At 57.0% G+C, this 12,605-nt stretch carries 11 protein-coding genes; 5 read left to right on the top strand and 6 right to left on the bottom strand.

What is annotated here, in order from left to right:
* Positions 1-21: 21 nt before the first annotated feature.
* Both GH659_RS00815 and nuoN read left to right on the top strand, forming a co-directional pair.
* On the top strand, positions 22-1,506 hold the full coding sequence (locus GH659_RS00815) for an NADH-quinone oxidoreductase subunit M (RefSeq protein ID WP_153108817.1): 1,485 nt from the start codon (positions 22-24) through the stop codon (positions 1,504-1,506).
* Positions 1,507-1,532: 26 nt separating this feature from the next.
* Positions 1,533-3,005, top strand: coding sequence for an NADH-quinone oxidoreductase subunit NuoN (gene nuoN / locus GH659_RS00810; RefSeq protein WP_153109036.1), 1,473 nt, complete (start codon positions 1,533-1,535; stop codon positions 3,003-3,005).
* Between the two features lie 113 nt (positions 3,006-3,118).
* On the opposite strand, the gene GH659_RS00805 is transcribed toward nuoN, so the two are convergent.
* On the bottom strand, positions 3,119-3,919 hold the full coding sequence (locus GH659_RS00805; protein WP_153108816.1) for an outer membrane lipoprotein-sorting protein: 801 nt from the start codon (positions 3,917-3,919) through the stop codon (positions 3,119-3,121).
* Positions 3,920-3,978: 59 nt separating this feature from the next.
* On the opposite strand from GH659_RS00805, the gene GH659_RS00800 reads away from it, so the two are divergent.
* From GH659_RS00800 to GH659_RS00790, 3 genes are all read left to right on the top strand, one after another.
* Positions 3,979-4,707 (top strand): ABC transporter ATP-binding protein, encoded by a 729-nt coding sequence (locus GH659_RS00800; protein WP_153108815.1) that lies wholly within the window; start codon positions 3,979-3,981, stop codon positions 4,705-4,707.
* Between the two features lie 303 nt (positions 4,708-5,010).
* Positions 5,011-6,153 carry an alcohol dehydrogenase-like regulatory protein ErcA gene (gene ercA / locus GH659_RS00795; protein WP_153108814.1) on the top strand — a complete coding sequence of 381 codons (1,143 nt, stop codon included), beginning with the start codon at positions 5,011-5,013 and terminating at the stop codon, positions 6,151-6,153.
* Entirely contained in the window at positions 6,137-8,338 is a 2,202-nt protein-coding gene (locus GH659_RS00790) for a putative bifunctional diguanylate cyclase/phosphodiesterase (RefSeq protein ID WP_153108813.1), read from the top strand. The genes ercA and GH659_RS00790 overlap by 17 nt, the downstream gene beginning before the upstream one ends.
* Before the next feature lie 18 nt (positions 8,339-8,356).
* On the opposite strand, the gene GH659_RS00785 is transcribed toward GH659_RS00790, so the two are convergent.
* From GH659_RS00785 to rsxC, 5 genes are read right to left on the bottom strand one after another with little or no spacing between them, the layout of a single operon-like run.
* Complete coding sequence (locus tag GH659_RS00785) at positions 8,357-8,632, bottom strand: RnfH family protein (RefSeq protein ID WP_153108812.1); 276 nt, start codon at positions 8,630-8,632, stop codon at positions 8,357-8,359.
* A gap of 14 nt (positions 8,633-8,646) precedes the next feature.
* Positions 8,647-9,345, bottom strand: a complete 699-nt coding sequence (locus GH659_RS00780; RefSeq protein ID WP_153108811.1) for an electron transport complex subunit E — start codon at positions 9,343-9,345, stop codon at positions 8,647-8,649.
* Positions 9,342-9,977 carry an electron transport complex subunit RsxG gene (rsxG, locus tag GH659_RS00775; RefSeq protein ID WP_153108810.1) on the bottom strand — a complete coding sequence of 212 codons (636 nt, stop codon included), beginning with the start codon at positions 9,975-9,977 and terminating at the stop codon, positions 9,342-9,344. Before rsxG ends, GH659_RS00780 begins: the two co-directional genes overlap by 4 nt.
* Positions 9,974-11,071 carry an RnfABCDGE type electron transport complex subunit D gene (locus tag GH659_RS00770; protein ID WP_153108809.1) on the bottom strand — a complete coding sequence of 366 codons (1,098 nt, stop codon included), beginning with the start codon at positions 11,069-11,071 and terminating at the stop codon, positions 9,974-9,976. Before GH659_RS00770 ends, rsxG begins: the two co-directional genes overlap by 4 nt.
* Positions 11,068-12,603: an electron transport complex subunit RsxC gene (gene rsxC / locus GH659_RS00765; RefSeq protein ID WP_153108808.1), complete on the bottom strand. Its 1,536-nt coding sequence runs from the start codon at positions 12,601-12,603 to the stop codon at positions 11,068-11,070. The genes GH659_RS00770 and rsxC overlap by 4 nt, the downstream gene beginning before the upstream one ends.
* Between the last annotated feature and the right edge of the window lie 2 nt (positions 12,604-12,605).

Below are 12,605 nucleotides of genomic sequence, written 5' to 3'. Positions count from 1 at the left end.
ACCGAATAATCGAGTCTAAAAATGTCAGAAATGCCTCTACTATCTCTCGCGATCTGGGTGCCGATACTTGCCGGTCTTGTTGTATTGACTAGCGGGGCGGAGCGTAATGCGTCGCTGGCGCGGAAATTTGCGCTGATCGGTGCTGGAATAGGTTTTTTAGTTACGATTCCCCTTTATACGGGATTTGATGTGTCGACGCCCACCATGCAGTTCGTTGAGCTAATGCCATGGATCCCGCGTTTCAATATTAATTACCACCTGGGCGTCGATGGGATATCGGTGCTGTTCATAATTCTCAACAGTTTTATTACGTTCATCGTCGTTGTTGCCGGGTGGAAAGTAATCAATTTCAGGGTCGCGCAGTACAACGCGGGCTTTCTGATCATGTCGGGATTCCTTAACGGAATTTTCGCTTCGCTTGATGGAATGTTGTTTTATGTTTTTTTTGAAGCCTCACTTATTCCTCTTTATCTCATAATCGGTGTGTGGGGTGGCCCGAATCGAGTTTATGCCGCGTTTAAGTTTTTTCTTTTCACGTTGCTGGGTTCGCTGCTCTTCTTGATCGCTCTGATTTATTTGTATTTTGTGTCGGGGAATAGCTTCTCGATTTTGGAATGGCACCAGCTACCGATGGCTTTGGATGCGCAAAAGTGGGTGTTTTTGGCATTTATGGTGGCCTTTGCGGTGAAAGTTCCGATGTGGCCGGTTCATACCTGGTTGCCTGACGCTCACGTAGAAGCACCAACGGGCGGTTCTATTGTTTTGGCAGCCATTGCGCTAAAGCTTGGTGCATACGGGTTTTTACGATTCTCGTTGCCGATTGCACCGGATGCCTCACACGAATTTTCTGGCTTATTGATTGGACTTTCCCTTATTGCGGTGGTCTACATCGGGCTCGTCGCACTCGTCCAACAGGATATGAAAAAGCTGGTTGCGTATTCTTCGATCGCACACATGGGATTCGTTACCCTCGGCTTTTTCATGTTTAGTCCTCTAGCCTTGGAAGGGGCCATCGTGCAAATGGTGTCGCATGGATTTGTTGCCGGTGCCATGTTCTTCTGCATTGGGGTTATGTATGATCGGGTCCATTCCCGGCAGATCGCGGACTATGGTGGTGTCGTTAACACGATGCCGAAATTCGCTGCCTTTTTTATGTTATTTGCCATGGCAAACGCCGGGCTTCCCGCGACCTCAGGGTTTGTCGGGGAATTTATGGTGATTCTTGCATCAGTTAAGTTTAATTTCTGGGTTGCGTTCACAGCCGCTTCAACGATGATACTGGGTGCCGCCTACACGTTATGGATGTATAAGCGTGTCGTGTTTGGGGACGTCGGAAATCATCATGTCGCGGAGTTGTCAGACATCAGCGCGAGAGAGTTTTTTGTACTCGCGTTGCTAGCCGTTGGTGCGCTTGGAATGGGGGTTTACCCATATCCATTTACGGAAGTTTTGCATAGTTCCGTGAATGAACTTTTGCGCCACGTTGCCGTTAGTAAGATTTTATAAGTGGTGTTTTTATGACGCTCGCCGATATGCAATTTGTGGTTCCTGATCTTCGTTTAGCCAGTGCGGAGATCGTGGTTTTGGCTATGGCATGCTTGGTTCTTATCGTTGATGTATTCGTGCAGGACAAGAAACGTACGCTCACATTTGCGTTGATACAGGTTTCGCTACTTGGGGCAGCGGTAGCTACGCTGTTGACCAGCTCCGGGCAAATCCTTTACACGTTCAATAACATGTACGTCGGAGATCTCATGGGAGATCTGCTCAAGTTGTGCGTATATGTGACCGTATCCGTCGTTCTGTTTTATTCACGCGGGTATGTTAACGACCGACCACAATTGGCACGAGGCGAGTTTTACGTGCTTACGTTGTTTGCGACACTTGGAATGATGGTCATGATTTCGGCCAATCATTTCTTAACGGTGTATATCGGTATTGAACTGTTGTCCCTTTCGTTGTACGCGATGGTTGCCCTTAATCGTGATTCTGTGACATCAACGGAAGCTGCGATGAAGTATTTTGTGCTTGGGGCGCTCGCTTCGGGCCTCTTGCTCTATGGAATGTCGATGATTTACGGCGCAACCGGTACGCTTGAGATTACTGCAGTTGCCGAGCAGGCATTCAATGGCCAAATTAACAGGACGATTCTTGCGTTTGGTTTGGTATTTTTGGTCTCCGGAGTTGCATTCAAGCTTGGTGTCGTGCCATTTCATATGTGGATCCCGGATGTTTATCAAGGAGCCCCGACGGCTGTTACGCTATTTATCGCCAGTGCGCCCAAACTTGCTGCCTTCGCAATCATGGTCCGGATGCTGGTCAATGGATTGCTTATTGCGTCGGCAGATTGGCAAATAATGTTCCTGATCCTTTCCGTTCTGTCGATGGCGCTTGGAAACTTCGCCGCGATTTCGCAGAGTAATATCAAGCGGATGCTTGCATATTCCGCAATTTCGCACATGGGCTTCATGTTGCTTGGGATGGTGACCGGGGTTGTGGGGGGGGACGCCAGGTTTGCGCTGAATGCCTATAGTTCGTCGATGTTTTATGTCATTACGTACGTGCTGACCAGTGCCGGGGCATTTGGCATGCTGACCTTGCTTGCACGGACCGGGTTTGAGTCTGAGGAGATTAAGGATCTAGCCGGGCTTAACAAGCGCAATCCGTGGTATGCGGCTCTTCTGATGATGATGATGTTCTCGATGGCCGGTATTCCATTTTTTGTGGGATTTTTCGCGAAGTTTTCAGTTCTTCAGGCGGTTGTGGCGGCCGGGTATCTTTGGCTAGCGATAGCGGCGGTGTTCTTCTCGTTGGTTGGAGCGTTTTATTACCTTCGCGTTGTAAAGGTCATGTATTTTGATCAGCCGGTAGAGGAAGCGCGGGTCGTTGCGCCTCTCGGAGTAAAAGTTCTTATCTCAGCGAACGGATTGTTGGTCGCTTTGCTTGGAGTTTTTCCTAACGGTCTGATGTGGTTATGCGCGTACACGCTTTCGCAATCGCTTTGATGCTTTTGTAATTCAGGAAGGAAAAACGCCCTGGTTTTCAGGGCGTTTTTTTGTATGGATGACTGATTGATTTCCCCATACCTACAGGTCCCAAGTCAGAAAATTGCTGACTATCAATCAAGTTTTTTCAGATAATCTTTGGTGAATAGTTTGTCGGGAAGATCTTTTAGCTTCATGTTGCTGTATTGAAGAATGGAGCGGGAGCCATCCCGTATTGCGTCGTCCATTATCAGTCGCGTTGGCCTGGTTCGCCCTTCAAGAAGTTTGAAGCTCTCATACCTGCAGGTTTTTAGCAGTCTACTCGATAAGGAGTAGAACTCGGCTTTATAAGGCCAATGGTCCTTTTGGCGGACCCAGTAAATAACCTTTTGATACGTGACGCTCTTGTCGATCGCGTTGAGCTCGAGTACGTAATATATTTCTGAATCAATAAGTTCGGTGCGGAGTAGTTTTGGATCGTAGTCACCGGCGAAGTTCGCACGCGCCAAATCTCCGTTGGCGACTTGCCCCGTGAGTCGCTGTGATAGCGCTATTCGTATCGGTTGCGAGACGTCGGGCATAAATATCCACAGGTCACGCTCCTTCATGAGAATGATCTGGCCGCGTTCTGCAGCTGGCTCTGTCACCATGACGATCGTGTTGGCGTTCCCTTTGGAGAGGACCCGGTACTTCCGTTCTTCGGCTGCATTGCCAGAATGTGTGGTGGTGATCGCGACGTCGACTTGAAAGCTCTCTGCGGGAAAGCGGACCAAATCGGCTTTTTCGACAATCGCGCGGACGTCTATAGTTGAGGAGGTTGCACTCGGCAGCACCGGGTCTGCGGCGTAGGCCGCGCAGGTGGGAAGTATCATCAGGGAAGCGCACAATAGTTTGCCAAATTTTATGGCACGCTTAAGAGGAATTTCGATCGCCATGCTATGTTCCTGCCGTAACTGATTCTTCAACTTCAACTGTGTCGTTAGGACGAGTTCGAATGAGTATAGTCCGCGTAGAACATGTCTATAAAGATTATTCGCTCGGAAATCAGACAGTTCGGGCACTTAAGGACATCACCTTGTCGTTTGAGCGGGGGGTATTTCTGGCGATAGCCGGTCCCTCCGGGAGTGGCAAGACCACATTGCTCAATTTGATCGGATGTATCGATACGCCGACAAGCGGCAGGATCTTTATCAACGATAACGATGTCAGCGGAAGGACGCCCGATCAACTTGCCGAATTGCGCAACAAGACGATCGGGTTTGTCTTCCAAACCTTTAACTTGCTTCCCGTTCTTACGGCTGCTGAGAACGTCGAGTATCCGTTACTTCAGCGAAAAGATATTTCGTCACACGAGCGAAAAGAGAGGGTGGCAAAATTCCTTGCTGTGGTTGGCCTGACGAAATTTCATGATCATCGTCCGAACCAGCTCAGCGGTGGGCAGCGGCAGCGCGTAGCGATTGCTCGAGCGCTGGCGATTCATCCGGCTATCGTGTTGGCCGATGAACCGACCGCCAATCTCGATCACAAAACTGGCGAGGAAATCCTTAATCTGATGAAGCAGATTAACCAGTCGGACGGCACAACGTTTATTTTCTCGACGCATGACAAACGAGTCATCGCCAAGGCCGATCGATTGGTCAGGGTTGAAGATGGGGAAATTACAATGCTGGGAATTCGAAACGATGCAAATTGGTCGATCGTAAAGCACCGCAATTCGGATTAGCCCGTCGTGGAAGTGAGGTTACGGGGCGTTGTTGCGTAACTACACGAGGGGGCGATTTTCCCCAAACCCCAGACGGAGTGGCGTAGGCGGGAAATAAAAAAGTCCGCCGTTTTGTAGAATTTGCCAAACGGAGGACACCAATGGAACGCATCCCGCACGCGGCTTGCGGGCAAAAAGTTGGAGTCTGTCGCTATACTCAGAAATGAATGAGGGAATGAAGGGAAACTCGGGTGCAGCAAACGCACGTCCGAGTTCAGCCTTGGTATCTGGATTGGATCGGGGGGCAAATTGGCTCTGTACGAAATGCGCAAGTTCGTTGCGCCGGAATTCATATTCGGTGTTGAATCGCGCCGGCGCGTCGGGTTTTATGCGCGCAATATGATGGCGAGGCGGGTGTTTATCGTTTGCGATGCCGGAGTGGCAGCGGCCGGCTGGCTGGCGCAAGTTTGCGAAGATCTCTCCGACGTAGGCGTCGACGCCGTGGTTTTTCTCGGCCTTTCGCCAAATCCAAAAGATCATGAAGTCATGGCCGGGGCGGAAGCCTATGCGGCAGAACGCTGTGATGTCATCGTCGCGCTGGGCGGTGGAAGCGTAATCGATTGCGCGAAGGCTATCGGGATTGTGCACGCTAATCGCTGTCACGTCGGCAAATTCGAGGGCATCGATTGCGTTGAAGTACCCGGCCCGCCGCTCATTTGCATCCCGACAACCTCCGGAACGGCGGCCGACATCTCGCAGTTCTGCATCATCGTGAATTCGCTGAATCGCTACAAGATGGCGATCATCAGCAAGACTGTCATTCCCGATGTGGCGCTGGTCGATCCGGCAACGACGCTCACCATGGATCCCTACCTGACCGCGTGCACGGGCGTCGATGCTTTGACGCACGCCATCGAGGCTTATGTGTCCTCGGCAAGTTCCCCCGTGGTCGATGTGCACGCGTTGGCCGCGATACGCCTGATCTGGAAAAACATCGAACATGCCGTCTTCATCCCCGATGATCTGAACGCAAGGGAGAACATGTCGTTGGCCAGCCTGCAGGCCGGTCTGGCCTTTTCGAACGCCAGCCTCGGCGCGGTGCACGCGATGGCTCATTCACTGGGCGGTTTTCTCGATCTTCCACACGGCGAATGCAATGCGTTGCTGCTCGAGCATGTTGTTCGGTTCAATTTCGCCGCTGCGCCGGAACGGTACCGCCAGATCGGCGAGGCCATGGGCATGTATGCGCGCGGTCTGACAGATCAGGAATGTGCGGACCGGATTTCCGGAGTACTCAATCAGCTAAGGCATCGTTTGGGCATAACGGGCGGCCTTGGCCAGCGTGGCGTACGCGTGGCGGATATAGAGGAGCTTGCCGTTCATGCGATCAAGGATGCCTGCCTCGTTACGAATCCGCGTCATGCAGGCGCAGCAGATGTAAAGGCTATTTATGGTGAAGCCATCTGACGGCGACGACTGGGGGTCGCGCAAAGACAGCATTATCGGGCTGGGCGAACGGTCGTTCCACAAGAGCTACTACCCGCAGTTGCGGCAGAACATGGATCGCCTCGAACGGTTCCGTACGCTGCTTGATCGGACGACGGATTTCGTCATCCTCGTCGATCTTGGCGCAGGAACGATAGTCGATGCCAACGTTGCACTTGGCCGCGTTGTCTGCAAGCCCGTCGAGACGGTGATTGGCCGCCCATTCGCCGAATTGGGGCTGGGCGATACGGCGCATGTGCTGCAGGAACTTCGTCGCGAAGTGGGTGAGGCCCGAGGCTCCGCTCAAGCGGGTAGCGCCGAGTCGCCGGGCCATACGCTCATTATCGACCACCAGTGCTGCGACTCCCGCCTTTCCATCGAGCTCACCTACCGGGTAACGGTGCTTGAAGGTCGTCCGTACGGCGTGATGGTTGGGCGCGACGTGACCGAGCGGCAACGCAGTCTCGAAATGGTCGAAGCGCTGCTGGCGGAAAAGGACGCCTTGCTGGATAACGCGCTGGTCGGCATTGTGATGCTCCGCCAACGCAAGATCGTCTCATGCAACAGACGTTACGAGGAAATCTACGGCTACCCGCATGGCTCGCTCATCGGCCAGACGACCAGAGCCTTATACGATAGCGATGCAACCTTCGCCGCCTTGGGCGAGGAGGCCTATGGAGGGATTGGCGGGGGCGGAAATTTTTCCGCGACACTGCGCATGATGCGTGCCGACGGGAGCACATTCTGGTGCGAACTGGCTGGCCGCGCCATTGATCCCGAAAGACCCGACGAGGGGAGCATCTGGATCGTCTCGGACATCTCCGAACGGAAGCGGGCCGAAGAAAAGGCGCGCTTTCTTTCTTACCACGATTCGCTGACCGGCCTGCCCAACCAGGTGCTGTTGCAGGACCGATTGCAGCAGTCGATCGCCTTTTCGACCAAGGCTGGCACCAAGGTCGCGCTGATCGTCCTTGACCTTGATCGCTTCAAAAAGCTCAACGATTTTCTTGGCCGCACGGCGGCTGATCGGCTTTTGATCGAAATCGCCGCCCGGATCAGCGAATCGTTGCGCGGTACGGACACCTTGAGCCGGCAGAGCGGCGACGAATTCGTGCTGCTGCTCGCCAATCTCGCCGAGCCTGACGCGATTGTCACGTTCCTGGGCGAATTGATGGAGCGGCTGCATGAGCCGTTCGACATCGAGGGCAAGGAGGTGACGACCTCACTGTCGGCGGGGATCGTCATCTATCCCGAAGACGGCGCGGATTTCGCCACCTTGCTGAAGAAAGCGGACATGGCGATGTACCGCGCCAAGGAGGCGGGGCGCAATACGTATCGCTTCTTCAACGACGGCATGAACGATGACGCTGTCGAGCAGGTCATGCTGCATGCCGGATTGCGGCGTGGCCTTGAGAATCACCAGTTCGTGCTGCACTACCAGCCGCAAATCAACATCGCGAGCGGCGAGTTGATCGGCGCCGAAGCGCTTATCCGCTGGAAGCATCCCGACCTCGGTGTGGTATCCCCCGGCCGCTTCATCCCGGTGGCCGAGGAAACCGGGCTCATTATCGAGATTGGCGACTGGGTGTTGCGCGAAGCGTGCCGCGAGGCGGTGCGCTGGCAGACGCTCGGGGCGGCCGCGCCGACGGTCGCCGTCAATCTGTCGGCGCTGCAATTCAAGCGCGGCAACATCGAGTACTCGGTCGCCCGCGCCCTTGAAGAGTCTGGGCTTGATCCCGCCATGCTCGAACTCGAATTGACCGAGTCGATCCTGATCCGCGATACGGAGAATGTGCTGGCCACCGTCAAAAGGCTCAAGCTGATGGGCGTCAAACTGTCGATCGACGACTTCGGTACCGGCTACTCAAGTTTGGCTTACCTGAAGCGCTTCGAAGTCGACAAGCTGAAAATCGATCAAGCCTTCATCCGCGGGCTGGCGACAGAGCAGGAAGATGCGGCCATCGTCCGCGCCATCATCCAGATGGCGCGCAGCCTCGGTTTGCGGACCATCGCCGAAGGCGTCGAGACAAAGCCGGTGCTGGATCTCTTGCACCTCTATCATTGCGACGAAGTGCAGGGGTATTACTACAGCCCGCCGCTTCCGGCGCGCGAATTCGCTGCTTATCTTGCCTCCAGTTCTCCGAGCAACGGAAACGGCCGACGCTAACGCGATCGGCCGGTGGCGTTATTCGTCATCCCCCGCGCCGTCGCGGCGCGGCACGGTTTGCGGATCACAGATGATCGGGCGGTAAATCTCGACCCGGTCGCCCGCTTTCAATCCCGCCTGAAGTTTCACGACCTTGCCGAAGACCCCGACTTTCTGTGCGTCGAGATCGATATGGGGAAACATCTTCAGAATGCCCGACTTGTCGATCGCGTCCTTGACGGTCGCTTCCTCCGGCACCTCGATGTTCATCCAGATCTGCTGGGCCTGCTCCGAATAGGCAACTCCGATTTGCATGGTGTTTTCTCCTCTCAATGGCAACCGATGGCGCCTTCGGCCAGCGGAGTGGGCGAGGCAGTGGTCTTGGCCGTTTCCTTCGCGGCGGCGCGGAGTTCATAGAAGCGTTTGACCGCCAGCATCAGGCCGAGTACCAGAAAACCGGCCGGCGGCAGAATCATCATCAGCACGCCGCCGTAGTTCGGGATGACCGTCATTTCGAGGAAGGCGAATTTGGGCCCGAGCAACAGGCTCGCCTGACTGAATAACGTTCCCATGCCGATGAGTTCGCGGATCAGTCCGATGGCGGTGAGGGCGAGTGTGAAACCGAGTCCCATGAACAAGCCATCGAACGCCGAGGCGACGATGCCGGACTTGGAGGCGAATGATTCCGCCCGTCCGAGCACTGCGCAGTTGACGACGATCAGCGCGATGAACAGCCCGAGCACGCGGTACAGATCGTGCATCCAGGCGTTGAGCACCATGTCGACAATCGTGACCAGCGTGGCGATGAGCACGATGTAGACCGGAATCCGCACCTGCGGCGAGACGAAATTGCGAATCGACGAAATGATCATGTTCGAGCCGACGAGCACGGCGGTGGTCGCCAGCCCCATTCCGAGACCGTTGGTGCCACTGGTGGTGACGGCCATCGTCGGGCACATGCCGAGCACTTGGGCGAAAACGATGTTCTGGTCCCAGAGGCCGTTCTTCATGATTTCGCGGATATTCATTTCGCTTCTCCTTGCGTGGGCGCGGACAGGATTTCCTCTCGGTGGCCGGCGTAGAAATCCAGCCCCTGTTTGACCGCCTTGACGACGGCGCGTGGCGTGATGGTGGCGCCGGCGAACTGGTCGAAGACGCCGCCGTCCTTCTTCACCGCCCATTTTTCGGCCGGCAGGTTGTCGAGCGATTTGCCCTCGAAGTCGTGAATCCATTTCGACTTGGCGACTTCGATCTTGTCGCCAAGCCCCGGCGTTTCCTGGTGCTTGATGACGCGGGCGCCGAGCATCGTGCCTTTTTCATCCAGGCCGATGAGGACCACGATGTCGCCGGCGTAACCCCGCGCGGCGGTCTTGAACACGACGCCGTTGACCGTACCGGCCTTGCGCGAGCGGTAGATGGTGACTTCCTTGCCGTCGTTGTCGGCGACCGTCACCGTGTCCTTGAGCAGGTCATTATCGCCATGTCCGGCCGGCAACACCTCGCTCAACGAGGTTTGCAGGTCGCGTTTTTCCGCGTCGGCGATGCCTTCCTGCGTCGATTGGTTGGCAAAGGACAGCGCGGCGCTGGTGGCTAAGGCGATGAGGCCGAGCGACAGCGGTTGATAGAAGAGGCGATCTCTCAATTCGTCAAGTTTGCTCATGACTTTGCCTTTTCGATTGCCGGGTCAAGGGGAGCGCCGCGCCAGTCGCGGCCGAGGATGCGCGGTTTGAGGTAGCGGTCGATGACCGGCGTGACGGCGTTCATCAGCAGCACAGCGAACGCAACGCCTTCGGGATAGCCGCCCCAGGTGCGGATGACGTAGGTCAAAAAGCCGCAGCCGAATCCGAAGACAAGTTGCCCGTACTTGGTGTTGGGCGAGGTGACGTAATCGGTGGCGATATAGAAAGCACCCAGCATCGCCGCACCCGAGAGCAGGTGTGCCGAGACATCGAGATAGCGCGCCGGGTCGATGCTGTTGAAGATGAGCGCCGGGATGGCGATGCCGGCCAGCATGGCGACCGGAATGTGCCAGCTGATGATGCGGAACGCCATGAGCACGAGCCCGCCGGCGGCGATCAGCAAGGCCGCCGTTTCGCCGAGGCTGCCGGTGCGATTTCCGGAGAACGTGGTGACCGGCGCCGTCGAAGCGGCCAGCGAGTGGAACAGATCGATACCGCGCGACAGTTCCGTCTTGGCGAAGCCGAGCAGGGAAGCGCTGGTCACCGCGTCCAGATCCGGGATGCCGCGGATGAAGACGAGCAGTCCGTCGTGGAAATTGAGCGCGGCCGGCGCCGTGATCGGCATCGGAGCGATCCAGATTGTCATCTGCACCGGGAACGAAATCAGCAAGAAGACGCGGGCGACCATCGCCGGATTGAACAGGTTGTAGCCGAGACCGCCGAACACCTGCTTGGCCAGAATCGTGGCGAACAGGCCGCCGATGCAGCCGATCCACCAAGGCGCCCAGGGCGGCAACGAGAGCGCCAGCAGCCAGCCGGTGACGAGTGCCGAACCGTCGAGCAGCGACGGCATGGCACGGCGTCCGGCCATTTTCAGGCATGCTGCTTCGCCGAGCAGGGCGGAGAGGACAGTGACGATCCACAGGAAGATGCTCGGCCAGCCATACAGCCAGAAGCCATAAACGGTGGCCGGCACCAGCGTGGCGAGCAGGATCAGCATGATGCGCGTGACGCTGCTGCCGGTGACGGTATGGGGCGCCGTGGCGGGCGCGCTGGCCGGAAGGACGGGAATCATGACACGGTCTCCGTAGTGGTTGCGGTGCTTTCGGTTGCTGCCGCCGCGGCTTTCGCGGCGGCTTCGGCGGCTTTCGCCGCATCGCGTTCGGCCTTGCGGCGGGCGGCGGCTTCGGCTTTTTCCTTGGCTTCGCGTTCGAGGCGAGCGGCGCGGTCGACAGCCAGCTTCTTGGCCGCTTCCATCTTCAGCTTGCTACGCTCCTGCGCCCACAGGTCACCCTTGGCGTGCGAGAAGTATTGAACGAGCGGAATGTGCGACGGGCAGATGTACGAGCAGCAACCGCAGGAAATGCAGTCCGACAGCCCCATCGTCGAGGCGCCATCGAGATCGCCGGCGCGCACGCGGGCGGCCATCTCGAGCGGCAGCAGACCAATCGGACAGACGCTGGTGCAATTGCCGCAACGGATGCACGGACCGGCTTCGCTATGCGGGATTTCTTCTTCGCTGAGCGCCAGAAAGCCCGATGTACCTTTGACGACCGGAATGTTGGCATGAGAAATCACGGTGCCCATCATCGGGCCGCCCATGACCAGCCGCGCCGGTTCGCTCTTCAGGCCGACGAACTCGAACAGGTCGGCGGCCAGCGTGCCGATCGGCACCATGAGGTTGCCCGGCTGCCAGACGGCGCCGCCGTTGATGGTGACGATGCGGCGGATCAGCGGCTCGCCGAAGCGCAGGGCGCGATGCACGCAGTAGGCGGTATTAACGTTGTTGACGATCACGCCGACATCGGCGGCGCGACAGTCGGACGGGACTTCCTTGCCGGTCAGCGTCTGGATCAGCTGGCGGTCGGAACCCATCGGGTAGCGTGCCGGCACCGGCCGGATCTTGACTTTGGGGAAGTGCGACGCCGCCTTGCGCATGGCGGCAATGGCTTCCGGCTTGTTGTCCTCGATGCCGACCAGCGCCTCCTTGGCGCCCATGCCGTACATCATCAGGCGGACGCCATCGACGACATCGGCGGCGTGGTCGCGCATGACGCGGTCGTCACAGGAGAGGTAGGGCTCGCATTCGCCGCCGTTGACGATCAGCGTCGTGATCTCGCTGCGCTTGCCGAGCGCCATCTTCACCGAGGCCGGGAAAGTCGCGCCGCCGAGGCCGACGATACCGGCGGCAGCGATCAGATTGGTGATTTCGGTCGGCGACAAGGCAAACGGATCGGCCGGCACATCGACCTCAATCGCCTGATCGAGCCCGTCCGAAGTGATCGTGATCGCGTCGAAGGGCAGGCCGGAAGCGTGCGGCGCCGTAATATCGCCAATCGCCGTGATCGTGCCCGAGGTCGGCGCATGCACCGGCGCCGAGATGCGTCCCTGCGGCTCGCCGATCAGCTGTCCCTTCAGGACTTTCTGACCGACGAGAACGATGGGACGCGCGGCCTGACCGACGTGCTGTTGCAACGGCACATAGAGCCGTGCGGGCAGGGGGAGGACGCGTATTGGCGCGTCGGCGGCCGGGCGTTTGTGGTCATCCGGATGAACGCCCCAGTGCGGGGCTTTCAGGTTGTGGAGAAACTTTTCGATGAGTCCCATGA

The sequence above is a fragment of the Propionivibrio limicola genome, from assembly GCF_009469695.1.
GTDB lineage: Bacteria > Pseudomonadota > Gammaproteobacteria > Burkholderiales > Rhodocyclaceae > Propionivibrio > Propionivibrio limicola.
Note: the sequence above shows the minus strand (reverse complement) of the source record. Positions and strands in the feature narration are given on the sequence as shown.

What these genes read in the sequence shown, in the direction of transcription:
- GH659_RS00790 (WP_153108813.1), top strand. Translation starts at nt 6,137, where the DNA reads ATGGTGAAGCCATCTGACGGCGACGACTGGGGGTCGCGCAAAGACAGC.
- nuoN (WP_153109036.1), top strand. Translation starts at nt 1,533, where the DNA reads ATGCAATTTGTGGTTCCTGATCTTCGTTTAGCCAGTGCGGAGATCGTG.
- ercA (WP_153108814.1), top strand. Translation starts at nt 5,011, where the DNA reads ATGCGCAAGTTCGTTGCGCCGGAATTCATATTCGGTGTTGAATCGCGC.
- GH659_RS00770 (WP_153108809.1), bottom strand. Translation starts at nt 11,071, where the DNA reads ATGATTCCCGTCCTTCCGGCCAGCGCGCCCGCCACGGCGCCCCATACC.
- GH659_RS00815 (WP_153108817.1), top strand. Translation starts at nt 22, where the DNA reads ATGTCAGAAATGCCTCTACTATCTCTCGCGATCTGGGTGCCGATACTT.
- GH659_RS00785 (WP_153108812.1), bottom strand. Translation starts at nt 8,632, where the DNA reads ATGCAAATCGGAGTTGCCTATTCGGAGCAGGCCCAGCAGATCTGGATG.
- rsxG (WP_153108810.1), bottom strand. Translation starts at nt 9,977, where the DNA reads ATGAGCAAACTTGACGAATTGAGAGATCGCCTCTTCTATCAACCGCTG.
- GH659_RS00805 (WP_153108816.1), bottom strand. Translation starts at nt 3,919, where the DNA reads ATGGCGATCGAAATTCCTCTTAAGCGTGCCATAAAATTTGGCAAACTA.
- rsxC (WP_153108808.1), bottom strand. Translation starts at nt 12,603, where the DNA reads ATGGGACTCATCGAAAAGTTTCTCCACAACCTGAAAGCCCCGCACTGG.
- GH659_RS00800 (WP_153108815.1), top strand. Translation starts at nt 3,979, where the DNA reads ATGAGTATAGTCCGCGTAGAACATGTCTATAAAGATTATTCGCTCGGA.
- GH659_RS00780 (WP_153108811.1), bottom strand. Translation starts at nt 9,345, where the DNA reads ATGAATATCCGCGAAATCATGAAGAACGGCCTCTGGGACCAGAACATC.